Raw genomic sequence first — 16,108 nt, forward strand, 5'->3', positions numbered from 1 at the left:
ACCAGCCCGACGCCGCCGTCCGGCTGGCCCAGCCCGCAGGGCTCACAGGCGGTCACCAGCACGATCAGCGTCTCCGGCAGCCTCGACGGAGGCCTGAAGCGCTACTACGCGAGCGGCAGCATGGGTGACGGCGGGCAGAGCGAGAGCCAGAAGCCGATCTTCGAGCTGGCCAACGGCGCGACGCTCAGGAACGTGATCATCGGTTCGCCCGGCGCCGACGGCATCCACTGCCTGGGCAGCTGCACGCTGCAGAACGTCTGGTGGGAGGACGTCGGCGAGGACGCCGCCACCCTGCTGGGCAGCTCGTCGTCGCAGGTCATGACCATCGACGGCGGCGGGGCGAAGAGCGCATCCGACAAGGTGTTCCAGCACAACGGCCCCGGCACCATGATCATCAAGAACTTCCAGGTGCAGAACTTCGGCAAGCTCTACCGCGCCTGCGGCAACTGCACGAACTCCTACCAGCGTCACGTCCAGATGTCGAACATCGTGGCGACCACCCCCGGCAAGACGCTGGCCGGCATCAACACCAACTGGGGCGACACCGCGCGCTTCTCCAACATCACGATCGTGAACGACTCCAGCCACAAGATCGTGATCTGCGAGAAGTACAAGGGCGTCCCGAAGGGCAGCGAGCCCTCCAAGATCGGTGAGGGTCCCGACGGCACGAACTGCCTCTACAGCTCCTCCGACATCACCTACAAGTAAGCGCCCCCACGCCCCGCGCAGGCGGGAACAACGGAAGGCCCGGTGGTCCCCCCCCAGCCACCGGGCCTTCTGTGTTGAATTGCCGCGCCTGCGGCGCGGCGGCTCAGGCGGCGCCGTGCCAGCCGCCGTAGTCGGCGAGGAAGAGGGCCTCGGTCGTGACGACGCGGCGCAACTCCTCCAGCACCACCCGCTCGTTGGGGGCGTGGATCGAGGCGCCGTCGTCCTCGGCGCCGTACAGCAGGATCTCGGCCTTGGGGAACTGCCGGGCGAGGGCCGCCACCAGCGGGATCGAGCCGCCCTGACCGACCTGGCGCGGCGCCCGGCCGAAGGCGCGCTCCAGCGCGCGCTCCGCGGCGTTCATCGCCGGGCCGCCCGGCTCGATCTGGAAGCCCGAGCCGCTGACGAAGTCGCCGAAGGAGACCTTGACCCCCCACGGCGCGACCTTCTCCAGGAAGGCCGTCACGTCGTTCAGCGCCTGCCTGGCGTTCCCGCTCGCGGGGATGCGGATCGTGACACGGGCCCGGGCCACCGCCTGGACCGCGTTGATCGCGCCGGTCACGGTCGGCACGTCCAGCCCGGTCACCGTGATCGCGTACGACGCCCAGAGCCGGTCGGACAGCGAGCCGTCCCCGACCAGCGACACACCGTCGAGCACTCCGGCGAGCGAGCGGAACTCCTCCTCGGCCGGCGCCTCGCCGGGGAAGGTCCCCGGTTCGAGGCCGGGCACCCGGACGTTCCCCTGGTCGTCGTGCAGGGCGGTCAGCATGCGCATGAGCGCGGCCAGCGCGTCGGGCGCGGCGCCGCCGAACGCGCCGCTGTGCACGGCCTCGGCGAGCGTGCGGACCTCCACGGTGAACGCGGCCATGCCGCGCAGCGACGTGGTGAGCGCGGGATCGCCCACCTCGGGGTTGCCGACGTCGGCGATGACCATGGCGTCGGCGCGCAGCAGGTCGGGGTTGGCCTCGACGAACGCCTCCAGGCGCTCGCCGGCGTACTCCTCCTGGCCCTCGATGATGACCTTCACGCCGACCGGGAAGCGGCCGTTGAAGGCGCGCAGCGCGGCCACGTGGGTGATGACGCCGCTCTTGTCGTCGGCCGTGCCCCGGCCGTACATGATCCCGTCGACGACCGTGGGCTCGAACGGCGGCGTGCGCCACAGCGCGAGGTCACCGGCGGGCTGGACGTCGTAGTGCGCGTAGAGCAGCACGGTCGGGGCGCCGTCCGGCGCGGGCGCCTCGGCGAACACGGCGGGGAAGCTGCCCTCGATGGGGATCTGCCGGACGTGTGGGAGACCGGCGGCGCGCAGCAGTCGCTCGACGAGCGCCGCGGCCTCCAGGACCGGGGCCTCGGAGTGACCGGGGAACGCGACGGAAGGGATGGCGGCCAGGCGCTTGAGATCCTCGACCGTCTGCGGCATGCCCTCCTCGACGGCGCGCTCGATCTCCTCAGGTGTCACGGCGTTCTCCCGGATGTGCGTGGATCTTCCCGGCGTTCGGTGGACCCCATTTGACCACACGGTCCGGCGGGCCCATCTTCCACGTCCGGACGGTCTCAATCTACCTTGACGGATTTCGTTGCCGTTACATGTCGATGTAGCGGAATCCGAACTTCTTCCACAGTGCAGCCACGTAATCACTTGGCAAAACGCGGAAGTGGCATGCAAACTGTCTCCAGCGACGGATCACCTGAGGGAAGGTTGCGATGACGCGCCCCGACGTACTCAAGGCCGCACAGGACAATCTCTGGATGCACTTCACGCGCCACTCCTCCTACGAGGGAGGGGAGGTGCCCATGATCGTGCGCGGCGAGGGCGCCTACGTCTACGACATCCACGGCAAGCGGTATCTCGACGGCCTCGCCGGACTGTTCGTGGTCCAGGTCGGCCACGGCCGCGCCGAGCTGGCCGAGGCCGCCGCCAAGCAGGCACAGGAGCTCGCGTTCTTCCCGCTGTGGTCGTACGCGCACCCCAAGGCGGCCGAGCTGGCCGCGCGGCTCGCGGAGCTCACCCCCGGTGACCTCAACCGCGTCTTCTTCACCACCGGCGGCGGCGAGGCCGTCGAGTCGGCCTGGAAGCTGGCCAAGCAGTACTACAAGCTCAAGGGCAAGCCGCTGAAGACCAAGGTCGTCAGCCGGTCCATCGCCTACCACGGCACCCCGCAGGGCGCGCTGTCGATCACCGGCATCCCGGCGCTCAAGCAGGTCTTCGAGCCGCTGGTGCCCGGCGCGATCAAGGCCCCCAACACGAACCTCTACCGCGCCGACGAGATCTCCGGCTTCCCCGGTCTGGAGAAGGACCCCGAGGCGTTCGGCCGCTGGGCCGCCGACCAGGTCGGCAAGGCCATCGAGATGGAGGGCCCGGACACCGTGGCCGCCGTCTTCGTCGAGCCGGTGCAGAACGCCGGCGGCTGCTTCCCGCCGCCCCCCGGATACTTCCAGCGGCTGCGTGAGATCTGCGACGCCCACGACGTGCTGCTTGTGTCGGACGAGGTCATCTGCGCCTTCGGCCGCCTGGGCACGATGTTCGGCGGTCAGAAGTTCGACTACGTGCCGGACATCATCACCTGCGCCAAGGGTCTGACCAGCGGTTACTCGCCCATCGGTGCGATGATCGTCTCCGAGCGGCTGTTCGAGCCGTTCAAGAGCGGCACCGAGACCTTCGCGCACGGCTACACCTTCGGCGGCCACCCGGTGTCGGCCGCCGTCGCCCTGGCCAACCTCGACATCTTCGAGAGGGAGGGCCTGCTCGAGCACGTCACGGCCAACGAGCCCGTGTTCAAGGCCACTCTCGACCGGCTGCAGGACCTGCCGATCGTCGGCGACGTCCGCGGCTCGGGCTACTTCTACGGGATCGAGCTGGTCAAGGACAAGTCCACCAAGCAGACCTTCAACGAGGAGGAGTCGGAGCGCCTGCTGCGCGGCTTCCTCTCGAAGGCGCTGTACGACGCCGGCCTGTACTGCCGGGCGGACGACCGAGGGGACCCGGTCGTGCAGCTCGCCCCGCCGCTGATCTGCGGCCCCAAGGAGTTCGACGAGATCGAGTCGATTCTCCGTTCGGTGCTCACCGAGGCGTGGGCCCGCCTGTAGACCATGGAGCTCGTTCGGCCGGGTAGGGGGCGACCGTGACGAGTGACCGCCTGAAAGGACACAACTCATGAAGATCGGCGTGCCCGCCGAGGTCAAGAATCACGAGTACCGCGTCGCCGCCACACCGGCCGGCGTCCACGAGCTCGTCCGTCACGGTCACGAGGTCGGCGTCCAGCGCGGCGCCGGCCTGGGCTCCTCCATCACCGACGAGGAGTACCTCGCGGCCGGCGCCAAGCTCGTCGAGGGCGCCGACGAGGTGTGGGCCGAGTCCGACATGATCCTCAAGGTCAAGGAGCCGGTCGCGGAGGAATACCACCGTCTCCGCGCGGACCAGATCCTGTTCACCTACCTCCACCTGGCCGCCTCCCGGCCCTGCACCGACGCGCTGCTCGCCGCCGGCACCACCGCCATCGCGTACGAGACCGTCCAGGTCGGCAACGGGCTGCCGCTGCTGGCCCCGATGTCGGAGGTCGCGGGCCGGCTGGCCCCCCAGGTCGGCGCGTACAACCTGATGCGCTTCAACGGCGGCCGCGGCGTGCTCCCGGGCGGCGTGCCCGGCGTGGCCCCCGCCAAGGTCGTCGTGATCGGCGGCGGCGTCTCCGGCCTCAACGCGGCGCAGGTCGCCGTCGGCATGGGCGCGGACGTGACGATCCTCGACGTCAACATCGACCGGCTGCGCCACATCGACGCCATCTACCAGGGCCGGCTGAAGACGCTGGTCTCCACGTCCTACGCGATCGAGCGGGCCGTGCTGGAGGCCGACCTGGTCGTCGGCGCCGTGCTCATCCCGGGCGCGAAGGCCCCGACGCTCGTCTCCAACGACCTGGTCTCCCGCATGAAGCCGGGTTCGGTGCTCGTCGACATCGCCATCGACCAGGGCGGCTGCTTCGAGGACTCGCGCCCGACCACGCACGACGACCCGACGTTCCGGGTGCACGAGTCGGTGTTCTACTGCGTGGCGAACATGCCGGGCTCGGTGGCCAACACCTCCACCTTCGCCCTGACGAACGCCACCCTGCCCTACGTCGTCAAGATCGCCGACAAGGGCTGGAAGGACGCGCTGCGCGGCGACGCGGCGCTCGGCCTCGGCCTCAACACCCACGCCGGCGTGCTCACCAACCAGCCGGTCGCGGTGGCGCACGACCTTTCGTACACGCCGGTCGCGGAGATCCTCGCCGCCTGAGCCACGCGCGCCAGGGCCTGATTCGTCAGGTACGACCGAGGTCGAGGCGTCTGCGCAGGTCCCTCGCGGTGCCGAGCACATGCTCGACCTCGGCCGGGGTGGGCCAGGGGGCCGTGCCCGGCCGCAGCAGAGTGGCGCGCACCAGGCCGAGATGCTCGATCGCGGCCCGGTGCAGTCCGCTCACCCGGGCGAGCCGTCCCACGGTGTCCGCCGGACCGGTCTCGTCCGCGTCCGGCAGGCCGCCGCCGGCCGGACCGCCCATGACCGGGTTTCCGGCGATCAGGTCTCCGGTGACCAGGTCCCAGGTGCCGAGGATCTCGACCAGGTCCGCGGGCTCCGCCGCGGAATCGCCGCGCCTGCGGGCCGCCGCCACGGCGAGCTCGGCGCGCGCGGCCTGCGCGGGCTCCGCGGGCCGGTTCCAGTGGGGCGGGGGCGGGTCGATCAGGCAGTCCTCTGCCTCCGGGGACGCGCCGAGCAGGGGCAGCAGCGTCCGCAGCTCGACCATCGCGCCGTGATGCCCGAACTCGGCCGCCCGCCTGAACCAGTGGCGCCCGCCCTTCAGGTCGTTGTGCTCCGCGACGAGCAGCAATCCGAGGCGGAAGGCGGCCTCGGGGTCGTCGGCCGCGGCCCGCTCGTACCAGTGGGCGGCCGCCTGCTTGTCGTCCATCCGGGCGCAGACGAGACCGGCCATCCGCCGTGCGTCGGGCCGCCCGGTGCGCGCCGCCCGCTCGAAGCAGGCGCGCGCGGTGGGTAAGTCACCCCGGCCCAGCGCCAGGTCGCCGAGGCGGAAGGCCGCCCCGGGGTGGTCGGCGCGGGCGGCGAGCCGGTAGAACGCCTCCGCGCCCTTCTCGTCGCGGGCCGCGTGCAGGAGCAGAGCCATGTGATAGGCGGCCTCCGCGTGGCCGCCGCGCGCCGCGTACTCCCACCAGTGCAGCGCCTCGGCCTCGTCGCCCGCGGCGTAGCCCAGGAAGCCCAGGTCGTGGGCCGAGCGCAGGTCGCCGTCCACGGCCGCCCTGAAGTGCCAGCGCCGGGCGCCCATGCCGTCGCCCTGGTCCTCGCACAGCAGCGCCAGCCGCCGGGCCGCGTGGCGGGAGCCGTCCTCGGCCGCCCGCTCGAACCACGTACGCGCCGCGTCGGTGTCCCCGCGCCGCTCCAGCAGCAGCGAGGCCAGGTTCGTCGCCGCGTCCGCGTCGCCGGTGGCCGCGGCCAGCTCGAACCAGCCGATGGCCTCCTCGGTCGTCCCGTGCGTGCGGTGCCACAGCCCCAGGTTGTAGGCGCTGTCGACGTTGCCCGCCCGCGCCGCCCGTTCCCACCAGTGCCGGGCGCCCAGTCGGTCGTCGCGCTCCGCGCACAGCCGGCCCAGCCGGTGCGCCGCGTCGCGGTCGCCGTCGCGGGCCCTGTCGAGCAGGTTCGCCTCGGCCGGGTCCAGGGGTTCAGGGGTACGCGGGACCGGTATCCCGGGCCACGCGGTCGCCTCCGTCGCTCCCACTAGTGTCATGGGAGACAGGGTGACACGTAACCGAGTCGTCACGGAGGGTTATTGGTAAGACGTTGGCGTCATGGGACGCGCTCGAACCTGACGAAGCCCACGTACATTCCCATCCCACAGGCGTAGCGCAGCCGCCCCTCCGGACGGGCCGCGAGCCGTACCACGCGTTCGCCGGTCACGGGGAGCACGACGTCGCGGTCGTCGATCGCGAGCGTGCGCGTACAGCCCCGGTTGTCCCTCGTCCTGAAGGCGATCTCGACGGGACGTCCGGCGGCGGCGACGGCGATGCCGGGCCGGAAACCCTCGGCGGTCGCCCAGATCGTGAGCCGCTGGACGCCGTCGGTCCCGGTGAGGGCACGTCCCGCGGCGGCGGCGGGGGAGCCGAACCGCGCCTGTGAGAGGTCCGGCAGCCAGCCGCCGAGCCGCAGGCCGGAGCCGACGGTGAAGAGCCCGGCGGCCAGGGCCGCGATCCCCGCCAGGGCCGCCAGCCTGGTCGAGGCGAGCGTGCGCACCAGCAGCCCGAGCGCGGCGAGCGCGGGAGCGGTGCCGAGGGCGAGCCCCGCGAGCGCGGCCGCGCCCCCGGACGCGGAACCCGCGGAGACGGCCACGACCTCCATGCCGACCGTGACGCCGCAGGGCACGAAGATCGTGGCCATGCCGAGCCCGGCCGCCCGTACGAGAGTGCGGGAGCGCGCGCCGCCCCGGGTGACGTTCCAAGGTGCGGTCGTGCCTGGGGGCACGGCCCCGCGGGCGGCCGGGGCCGTGCCGTACGCGGGCGCGCACGCCTGCCCGTGCCCGGGGTCCGTGCACGGGCGGCCCGGTGAGGGTCCGCTTCCCGTAGTGCATTCGGGACCTTCTCCCCCCGGTGCGCAGCCCGCCTCGTGACGCCGGCGGAGCATCCGTACGGCGAGGACGACCACCACGGTCCCGGCGGCGACGAGCAGCACCGCCCGGGTGCCCGGGCCGACCCGGACGGCCGCACCCGCCAGCCCCAGCAGCGCGCCGAGCGCGGTGTGGGCGGCCAGCCTGCCGACGAGGAAGGCGGTCACCGGGGGGAGGGCGGAGGATGGCCCGTCCGTGTTCCCGGGGGGAGAGGCGAAATCTCTGCGAGGAGAGACGAGGCCGATGAGGAGGCCGCCCTGGACGGCGGCGCACGACGCCGTGCCCGCGGCGAGACCGGCGGCGAGGCCCCCGGCGAACAGGGCGGCCGAGTTCACGGTCAGCCGGTGAGCGCGAGGTCGTCCAGCGCACCGGTCTTCGCCGCCTCCACGAGCGAGCCGAGCTGGTCGAGGCTCATCTCCACCTTCTGGCCGAAGTCGTCGGTGATGACGACCTGACGCTCGGCCGGGGCGGCGGCGTCCACGAACAGCTCGGGGCAGCCGCAGCTGCAGTTGCCACAGAATCGGGCGATGGACTTCACGCCAGTCCTCCTCGTACGGCGGGGTCTTTGCTCGCAACGTAATGTGATCGAATGGAGGCGACCAGTAACAGTTCGCTGACCGGCCGGAGAGAAGTCCGCCACTTCCGGCGGAGCGATCATGATGCTTGGTTTCGCCGTGACCTGAATGAAGGAAAGTTGCAGAACCCTCACGAGTTTTGCAGATTATTGACCGACCCTTGGGCCCGCGCATAAGGTCCGGACAAGATCCGCATCAGCACACCCCCCGGAGCGGTCAATGAAACGTCTGACAGCGGTCGCGGCGTTGCTCAGCCTCACGGCCGTCGCGGCCTGCAGCGGCGGCGGCACGAACGGGAACTCCACCGGCGGCGGTGGTGGCGTCTACACCACGGTCGATCTCAACAAGCCGTCGCTCGACGTCAACGCGCCGATCAACCCGTGGAACCCCAAGGGCAACGCGTTCTGGGGCTACAACGCGATGAGGATCGCCTGGGCGAAGAACACCCTCACCGATCCGAACCAGTTCTACCCGGGCATCGCGGCGAGCTGGGACATCGCGCCGGACAACTCCTCCATCACCCTCCACCTGCAGCCGGGCAACAAGTGGTCGGACGGCAAACCCGTCACCGCCGAGGACGTGAAGTTCTCCATCGGGCTGGCCTACACGCAGGGCAGCACCGCCTTCGCGGTCGACCCCGGCGCGGCCGGCGCCGCCTCGGACGTCGAAGTCGTGGACGACGCGACCATCAGAATCACGCAGGACATGAAGAACCCCAGCGTCACGTTCGTACGCGGGGTCATGGACGCCTTCGTGGTACCCAAGCACGTGTGGCAGAGCGTCGTTCCGGCCGACTTCTGGGACACGCTCGAGACCGCCCGGGGCGACGGCCCGCAGGCGGAGGCGGCGCGCGGCCAGATCAAGGCGCTGTCGGAGAAGGTTCTCGCGTTCGCCCCGCCCCAGGACGTGTCGGCCGGGCCGTTCGTCCTCAAGCGGATGAACCCCGGCGAGGCGCTGCTGGTGAAGAACACGAACTTCTACAACGCCGCCAACGTCGCGCCCGACCAGCTCAAGCTGCTCAACACCACAGGGAACGAGCAGATCTGGAACTACCTGACCTCCGGCACGCTCGACAACGCGCCGTTCACCGCGGTGCCCGCCGACGTGATGAAGCGCATCAAGGCGACGCCCGGCAACCAGGTCGTCAAGGGCTACTCCCCGGTGGCCGTCTCGCTCGCGTTCAACCAGGCGAAGAAGCCGTACGACAACGTGCACGTGCGGCGCGGGCTGGCCTCGCTGATCGACCGTGAGGAGGTCACCCGAATCGCCTCCCCGGAGGGCGGCACGGCGGCCGTGACCACCTCCGGCATCCACCAGAAGGCCGCCAAAGAGTGGCTCGGCGCCGACCTCGACGTGCTGGACCCGTACGGACTCGACACGGCCAGGGCCGATAAGGAGTTCGCGGAGGCCGGCCTGCGGAAGAAGGACGGCAAGTGGGCGATGGCCGACGGCAAGCCCTGGAAGGTGACGATCCACATCCCGGCGCCGTTCTCCGACTGGGTCTCCGCGGCCAAGGCCATCACCAGCCAGCTCACCGCGGCCGGTGTCGACGCCGAGGTGGTGACCACCGCCGACTACCCGCTCTACCTGTCCGAGCTCGCCGAGGGCAAGTACGACCTCGGCTTCTGGCTCATCGCGCTCGGCCCCGCGCCGTACAACATCTTCCAGCGCCTGTACGGCACCTCCAACGGCTGGAACATCCTCGGCGGCAAGGTCAAGCACTCGGCGCCCGGCAAGGACGGCAACTGGATGGGCGGCCCCGAGACGATCGACGTCGACGGCGTCGGCACGGTCAACCCCGGTGAGCTGACCGCCCAGCTCAACACCGTCGGCGGCGACGAGCAGAAGGCGGTCATCGCCAAGCTCGCCAAGGCGGCCAACCAGGACCTCCCGGTCATCCAGCTGTGGGACTACGTGAACACCCAGTTCGTCAACACCAACCGCTTCACCGGCTTTCCGGAGGACGAGAGCGACCTGCTGCGCCAGCCCTCCGGCGTCTGGATCCAGCTCGGCCTGATCAAGAAGAAGCAGTAGTCGATGGCGGTTCTCCTCCGGCGGCTCGCGGGCCATGTGGCCCGCGGGCTCGTCATGATCCTGGTCGTCACCACGATCAGCTTCCTGATCATCAGGAGCGTCCCCGGCGACCCGCTCGCGGCGCGCTACCAGAAGCTCGTCGAGCAGGGCATGGCCCCCGACGCCGCGCAGCGCGCGGTCGAGGCGTTGTACGGCTTCACGCCGAAGGGCGGCCTGTGGGAGCAGTACCTCGACTACATGGGCGGCCTGGCCCACCTCGACCTCGGGCAGTCGCTGTCCGTGCCCGGCGCCGGGGTGTCCACCGTGCTGTTCTCCGCCGCCAAGTGGACCGTGATCCCGGTGCTCGCCGGGACGCTGCTGAGTTTCCTCGCCGGCGTCGTCATGGGCGTCTACGCGGCGATCAAGCGGACCGGCGTGCTGGGCGACCTCCTCGCGATCTCCGGATCGCTGCTGCACGGCGTCCCGCAGTACGTGCTGGCGCTGCTGCTCGGAGCGATCTTCACCACGCTGATCCCGATCCTGCCGGCAGGAGGGACGGCCGACATCATGATCGATCCCGGCTTCACCGCCGACTACATCGGCTCGCTGGTCGAGCACGCCACCCTGCCGGTCGTCACGTACGCGCTGGCCGGCTACGGCGGGTGGATCCTCGCGATGAAGTCGAGCGTGGTCACCGTGCTCGGCGACGACTTCATCCTGGCCGCCGAGCTGCGCGGCATGAAACGGTCGATCATCTTCCGCTACGTCGCGCGCAACGCGATCCTGCCGCTGTTCACGATCCTGGCGCTCTCGCTCGGCCTGCTCTTCGGCGGCGCGATCTTCATCGAGCGCATCTTCAACTATCCCGGCCTGGGGCTGATGCTCATCGACAGCGTCAACAACCGCGACTACTCGCTGATGGGCGGGGCGTTCCTGCTCATCACGACGGCGGTCGTCGTCGCGAACATCGCGGCCGACCTGCTCTACACGGTCATCGACCCCCGGGTGCGCAGCGGAGGGGAGACGGCATGACAAGCACGATCGTGCCGGAGGCGGGCGCCGCCGCGGCCGTGCGCCGCAACTTCTGGCGGGGCGTCTGGCGGGTCATGCGGCGCAAGCCGAGCCGGATGGCCGGGGCGGTCATCCTCGTGGTGTTCGCGTTCATGGGGATCTTCGGGCCGTTGCTCTACCCCGACCCGCTGCCCCGCGACACGAGCGCGCTCTACGCCGCGCCGAGCCCGCGGCATCCGTTCGGCACCGACTTCGAGGGCACGGACGTGCTCGCCCTCGTCGTGACCGGAACCCGGTACGTCCTGCTGACCGCCGTCGTGACGGCCGTCATCACGGTCGTGGTGGGCGCGGGCATCGGGCTGTTCGCGGGGTTCCGGCGGGGCCGCTGGGACACGGTGCTCATGCGGTTCACCGACATGAAGCTCACGATCCCCGGCCTGCCGCTGCTGCTGGTGCTGTCGACGGTGTGGAAGTTCACCGGCGCCGTCGAGATGGGCCTGGTGCTCGGGCTGCTCGGCTGGGGCGGCGTGGCCCGGGCCGTGCGGGCGCAGACGCTGTCGCTGCGCGAGCGCGGGTTCATCGAGGCCGCCCGGGGGCTCGGCCTGTCCACCACGCACATCGTCGGCAGGGAGCTGCTGCCCGGCATGGCGCCGTACATCGCGATGAACGCGCTCATCGCGGTGACCGGCGCGGTCTACGCGCAGGTGGGCCTGTTCTTCCTGGGCGTGCTGCCGTTCGAGGCCAACAACTGGGGGGTCATGCTCAACCTCGCCGTCTTCGGCGGCGGCGCGCTGACCACGACGGCCGCGCTGCCGTACCTGCTGGCGCCGCTGCTGGCGATCCTGCTGCTCACGCTCGGCATCGTGCTGATCGTGGACGCGATGGACGAGATCTTCAACCCACGGCTGCGGGAGGAGTGACCATGGCCTCCGAGCAGGGTCCTCCCGGTGTGCGGGTCCGCGGGCTGACCGTGGTCTACCGCACCCCGGCGGGAGAGCTCCCGGCGGTGTCCGGCGTCGACCTCGATCTGGCGCCCGGCACGATCACCGGCGTGGTCGGCGAGTCGGGTTCGGGCAAGTCCACGCTCGCGCTGTCGCTGCTCAACGCCGTCCAGCCGCCCGGCAGGATCGCGGCGGGCAGCGTCGAGATCGAGGGCCTCGGCGACGTCGTGGCGCTCGGCGGTGAGGCACTGCGGCGGGCCCGGGGCCGGCACGTCGGGTACGTCTTCCAAGCGGCGCAGAACTCCTTGAACCCACTCAAGACGGTCGGCAAACAGGTGCTCGACCTGGGGCGCTCGCACGGCGTCGAGGACCCGCGCGGCCTGCTGGCCGACGCCCGTGGCCTGCTCGGCCGGATGGGCCTGGACGGCGCCCGGGTGCTCGACTCCTACCAGCACGAGCTGTCCGGCGGCATGCGCCAGCGGGTCGGCATCATGCTGGCCCTGGTGCTGAACGCCCGCCTCGTCGTGCTGGACGAGCCCACGACCGCGCTCGACATGATCACCCAGGCGACGATCCTGCGGATCGTGCGCGAGGTGCACGCCGAGCGCGGGCTCACCACGCTCGTCATCACCCACGACCTCGGGGTGGTCGCCGAGGTCGCCGACCGGCTCGCCGTGATGTACGGCGGACGCGTGGTCGAGCACGGCCCGACCCGCGAGGTGCTCGCCGGGCCGCGCCACCCGTACACGCGGGGGCTTCTCGGGGCCATCCCGCGCCTGGTCGGCGACATCGGCGAGGCGCGGGCCCTGCCGGGCCGCCCGCCGACGCTGGCCGACGTTCCGGCCGGCGGGTGCGTGTTCCGCGACCGCTGCCCGCTGCGCATGGACGTGTGCGAGACCGGCAGGCCGCCCATCGTGACCTGGGGCTCTAGGTCGGCGGCCTGCCATGCCGTACGGGACGACGAGGGGGCCAGGCGGGCCGTGGCCGCCGCGACGGGGGAGGACCAGCCATGATCGGCGGGACCGGCATCACGAAGACGTTCCGGCAGCGCGGCGGCGTGCTCGGCGCGCGGGAGGTCCCGGCGCTGCGCGGCGTGGACTTCGCGATCCCAAAGGGCGGGGCCGTGTCGTTCATCGGCGAGTCGGGCTGTGGCAAGACCACGCTCGGCCGGATCATCGCCGGGCTGGAGACCTGCGACTCCGGGGAGATCGTCATCGACGACGTGGCGATGTCGTCGCTGAGCCACCGCAGGCGGCAGCCGTACTTCCGCCGGGTCCAGCTCGTCCACCAGGACCCGTACTCCGCGCTGAACCCGACGCGCACCATCCACCAGGCGCTGGCCGCGCCGCTCGCGCTGCGGGCGCGGCAGACGGGCCGGCCGCGCGCGTGGGCGGACGAGCGGGCGGCGGAACTGCTCGGGCTGGTCGGGCTCGACCCGGGCTACGTGCTGCCGCGCTATCCCCACCAGCTTTCCGGCGGCATGCGCCAGCGCGTGGTGATCGCCCGCGCGCTCACCGTCGATCCCGAGGTCCTGGTCGCCGACGAGGCCGTCTCGATGATCGACGTGTCGCTGCGCCTGGGCATCCTCGCTCTGCTGAAGGACCTGCGCGAGCGGCTCGGGGTGAGCGTGCTGTTCATCACGCATGACGTGGCGACGGCCCGCTACATCGGCGCCGACGGTGAGCTGTACGTCATCTACCGCGGCCAGGTGGTCGAGCGCGGCCCGGTCGAGACCGTCATCTCGGCGCCGGTGCATCCCTACACCCAGGCGCTGCTGTCGGCCATCCCGGTGCTGCACGGGCTGGAGTCGCCGGGCGAGCAGCGGGTCGTGCCGGTGGAGGCGCCGGGAGACCACCCGGGCGACCACATGGGGGGCTGCCTGTTCGCGCCGCGCTGCCCGTTCCGTACGGAGCGGTGTGAGCGGGAGCGGCCCGTGCTGGGTCACGACGGCGGCACGCCGCAGCGGCACGCCTGCTTCCACCCCGAACGCCGCAGCGTGGTCGCCGTGCCGGTGAGCCGCCGGTGAGCCCGGACGGGACGAGGGAGACGGATTCCAACGACGGGGACGAGATGACTGACCCACTGACGGGCCTGTCCACCGAGCAGCTTTCCACCGAGCAGCTTTCCACCGAGCAGAGCGACTTGTTCACCGAGCAGAGCGATCCGCGGTATCGCGAGATCGACCGGCTCCCGACCGAGGAGATCGCCCGGCTGATGAACGCGGCCGACGCCACCGTGCCCGGCGCGGTGGCCAAGGCCATTCCGGCCGTCTCGGCCGCCGTCGACGCCATCGTCGCCCGGATGGGCGGGGGCGGACGCCTCTTCTACGTGGGCGCGGGGACCTCCGGCAGGCTCGGCGTCCTCGACGCGTCGGAGTGCCCGCCGACCTTCGGCACCGATCCCGAGCTCGTGCAGGGCGTCATCGCGGGCGGCGAGGCCGCGCTGACCCGGTCGATCGAGGGCGCCGAGGACGACCACGGCGGCGGGGTGGCGGCCGTCGCCGAGCGCGGCCTGGGCCCGCTCGACTCGCTCGTGGGGATCTCCGCCAGCGGCCGGGCGCCGTTCGTGCTCGGCGCGCTGGGCGAGGCGGCCCGGCGCGGGGCGCTGACCGTGAGCCTGTCGTGCAATCCGGGGTCGCCGCTGTCGGAGCGGGCCGAGCATCCGATCGAGGTGGTCGTCGGGCCCGAGGTGGTGGCAGGCTCGACCCGGCTCAAGGCGGGGACCGCCCAGAAGCTCGTGCTCAACATGATCTCCACGATCGCGATGATCCGGCTCGGCCGGACGTACGGGAACACCATGATCGAGGTCTCGGCGGTGAACGCGAAGCTCGCGCGCCGGGCGACGCGGATCGTCGGCGACCTCACCGGCGCCGGGCCCGCCGCCGCGCGGGCGGCGCTGGAGGCCGCGGACTGGAACATCAAGGCGGCGGTGCTGATGATCGAGCACGACCTCGGCCCGGACGACGCCCGTGCGCTGCTGCGGGCCAACGGCGACCGGCTGGAGGCCGCCCGCCACGCCGGTGGCGCCGCCTGACGAGCTCCGGCCGCTGCGGCAGGAGGGCGGGCCGGACGGCCGCTCTCGGAGTGGTCAGGCGCTGCGGACGCGGCGGTGGGCGTCGCCGAGATAGTCGGCGAGCGCGTCGCGGGTCGCGCGTAAGGCGGCGTCGGAGGTGTCGAACGTGCGCTGCGCGACGCCGACGAACAGGCAGTCGACGATGAGGAGCTGGCTGATCCGGCTGGCCAGCGCGCCCGGCCGGAACGCGGTCTCGCGCCCCGCGGAGATCAGGACGTGGTCGGCGATCCCGGCCAGCGACGAGCGCGGGTTGTTGGTGATGGCCACGACCATCGCGCCGGCCTTGCGGGCGACCCGTGCCGGGCCGAGCACGTCGGGTGTCTCGCCGGTGCAGCTCACTCCGACGGCGACGTCCCCCTCGCGCAGCAGCGCGGCGCTGGTGAGCGCCAGATGCGCGTCGGTGAAGTGGTGGCCGGGCAGCCCGATCCGCATGAGCTTCTGCGCCATGTCGGCCGCGACGAGGCCGGAGGCGCCCACGCCGTACACGTCCACGCGGCGGGCGCCGGCGACCGCGTCCACCACCGCGCCGAGCCCTTCGGGGTTGAGCTGCGCCGCCGTGTCGGCGAGCGCCTGCGACTCGGCCCGGGTGACCTTGGCGATGACGTCGGTCAGGGGGTCGTCCGGGGCGAGGTCACCCGGCACGAGCCGTTCGGGGGTGTCCCTGGCCACGGCCGCGGCCAGCGCGAACCGCAGCTGGGAGTAGCCGGCGAACCCCAGCGCCCGTGCGGTCCGCACGATGGTCGCCTCGCTGATCCCCGAGACCGCGCTGATCTCCGTGATCGTGCTGCGGGCCACCATGGCGGGGTCGTCGAGGATGAGACGCGCGATGGTCCGGGCGGCGGGGGTGAGCGAGGGCAGCACCGCACGCACCGTCGCGATCGGGTTGACCGGTGCGGCGCCCTCGTTCTCGTTCATCACCTGCAGCCTCTCCTGTGGCGCGATCAGCTTAGATCCACCCGCCCGCCGGTGCGGGACAAGAGGACCAGAAGTCCACATGTCGAGACATGTGCGACGTGACCTGCACGCCCGGCGCGTCTCCCACGAAGACCTCTTGGGGCAGATTACACGTCTATGACACTTTCTTTTATCGGCATTGATCTGAAAGTAAGTTTCTGCCAGTGTCGTGATCGCCGCATCCCCCCGGCCCTCG

General features: G+C 71.5%; 14 protein-coding genes. 9 read left to right on the forward strand and 5 right to left on the reverse strand.

The window, feature by feature from the left end:
* Positions 1–708, forward strand: a 708-nt coding sequence (locus AAH991_RS33770; protein ID WP_346229987.1) for a pectate lyase, incomplete at its 5' end; no start/stop codon positions are given.
* A 103-nt stretch (positions 709–811) separates the two neighbouring features.
* On the opposite strand, the gene AAH991_RS33775 is transcribed toward AAH991_RS33770, so the two are convergent.
* Positions 812–2,164 carry a M20/M25/M40 family metallo-hydrolase gene (locus AAH991_RS33775; protein WP_346229988.1) on the reverse strand — a complete coding sequence of 451 codons (1,353 nt, stop codon included), beginning with the start codon at positions 2,162–2,164 and terminating at the stop codon, positions 812–814.
* 245 nt (positions 2,165–2,409) lie between these two features.
* Between AAH991_RS33775 and AAH991_RS33780 the strand changes: the two genes are divergently transcribed.
* A complete protein-coding gene (locus tag AAH991_RS33780) occupies positions 2,410–3,792 on the forward strand; it encodes an aspartate aminotransferase family protein (protein WP_346229989.1) in 1,383 nt (460 codons plus the stop codon).
* Between the two features lie 67 nt (positions 3,793–3,859).
* Positions 3,860–4,975 (forward strand): alanine dehydrogenase, encoded by a 1,116-nt coding sequence (gene ald, locus AAH991_RS33785; RefSeq protein WP_346229990.1) that lies wholly within the window; start codon positions 3,860–3,862, stop codon positions 4,973–4,975.
* Positions 4,976–5,000: 25 nt separating this feature from the next.
* On the opposite strand, the gene AAH991_RS33790 is transcribed toward ald, so the two are convergent.
* The 3 genes from AAH991_RS33790 to AAH991_RS33800 are packed head-to-tail and all read right to left on the reverse strand — an operon-like array spanning position 5,001 to position 7,884.
* Entirely contained in the window at positions 5,001–6,473 is a 1,473-nt protein-coding gene (locus tag AAH991_RS33790) for a sel1 repeat family protein (RefSeq protein WP_346229991.1), read from the reverse strand.
* 59 nt (positions 6,474–6,532) lie between these two features.
* Positions 6,533–7,681 carry an urease accessory protein UreH domain-containing protein gene (locus AAH991_RS33795; RefSeq protein ID WP_346229992.1) on the reverse strand — a complete coding sequence of 383 codons (1,149 nt, stop codon included), beginning with the start codon at positions 7,679–7,681 and terminating at the stop codon, positions 6,533–6,535.
* Between the two features lie 2 nt (positions 7,682–7,683).
* Complete coding sequence (locus AAH991_RS33800; protein ID WP_346229993.1) at positions 7,684–7,884, reverse strand: hypothetical protein; 201 nt, start codon at positions 7,882–7,884, stop codon at positions 7,684–7,686.
* 256 nt (positions 7,885–8,140) lie between these two features.
* Between AAH991_RS33800 and AAH991_RS33805 the strand changes: the two genes are divergently transcribed.
* Genes AAH991_RS33805 through murQ form a run of 6 tightly spaced genes read left to right on the forward strand, consistent with a single transcriptional unit; the run spans position 8,141 to position 14,919 of the window.
* Positions 8,141–9,955 carry an ABC transporter substrate-binding protein gene (locus AAH991_RS33805; RefSeq protein WP_346229994.1) on the forward strand — a complete coding sequence of 605 codons (1,815 nt, stop codon included), beginning with the start codon at positions 8,141–8,143 and terminating at the stop codon, positions 9,953–9,955.
* A 3-nt stretch (positions 9,956–9,958) separates the two neighbouring features.
* Positions 9,959–10,966: an ABC transporter permease gene (locus AAH991_RS33810; RefSeq protein ID WP_346229995.1), complete on the forward strand. Its 1,008-nt coding sequence runs from the start codon at positions 9,959–9,961 to the stop codon at positions 10,964–10,966.
* On the forward strand, positions 10,963–11,865 hold the full coding sequence (locus AAH991_RS33815) for an ABC transporter permease (RefSeq protein ID WP_346229996.1): 903 nt from the start codon (positions 10,963–10,965) through the stop codon (positions 11,863–11,865). The genes AAH991_RS33810 and AAH991_RS33815 overlap by 4 nt, the downstream gene beginning before the upstream one ends.
* Positions 11,866–11,867: 2 nt before the next feature.
* On the forward strand, positions 11,868–12,899 hold the full coding sequence (locus AAH991_RS33820; protein WP_346229997.1) for an ABC transporter ATP-binding protein: 1,032 nt from the start codon (positions 11,868–11,870) through the stop codon (positions 12,897–12,899).
* Positions 12,896–13,912, forward strand: coding sequence for an ABC transporter ATP-binding protein (locus AAH991_RS33825; RefSeq protein WP_346229998.1), 1,017 nt, complete (start codon positions 12,896–12,898; stop codon positions 13,910–13,912). Before AAH991_RS33820 ends, AAH991_RS33825 begins: the two co-directional genes overlap by 4 nt.
* Before the next feature lie 44 nt (positions 13,913–13,956).
* Positions 13,957–14,919, forward strand: a complete 963-nt coding sequence (gene murQ, locus AAH991_RS33830) for an N-acetylmuramic acid 6-phosphate etherase (RefSeq protein ID WP_346229999.1) — start codon at positions 13,957–13,959, stop codon at positions 14,917–14,919.
* A gap of 54 nt (positions 14,920–14,973) precedes the next feature.
* Here murQ and AAH991_RS33835 read toward each other — a convergent pair whose 3' ends face one another.
* Positions 14,974–15,873, reverse strand: a complete 900-nt coding sequence (locus AAH991_RS33835) for a MurR/RpiR family transcriptional regulator (RefSeq protein ID WP_346230000.1) — start codon at positions 15,871–15,873, stop codon at positions 14,974–14,976.
* Positions 15,874–16,108: the final 235 nt, after the last annotated feature.

The organism is Microbispora sp. ZYX-F-249 (genome assembly GCF_039649665.1).
GTDB lineage: Bacteria > Actinomycetota > Actinomycetes > Streptosporangiales > Streptosporangiaceae > Microbispora > Microbispora maris.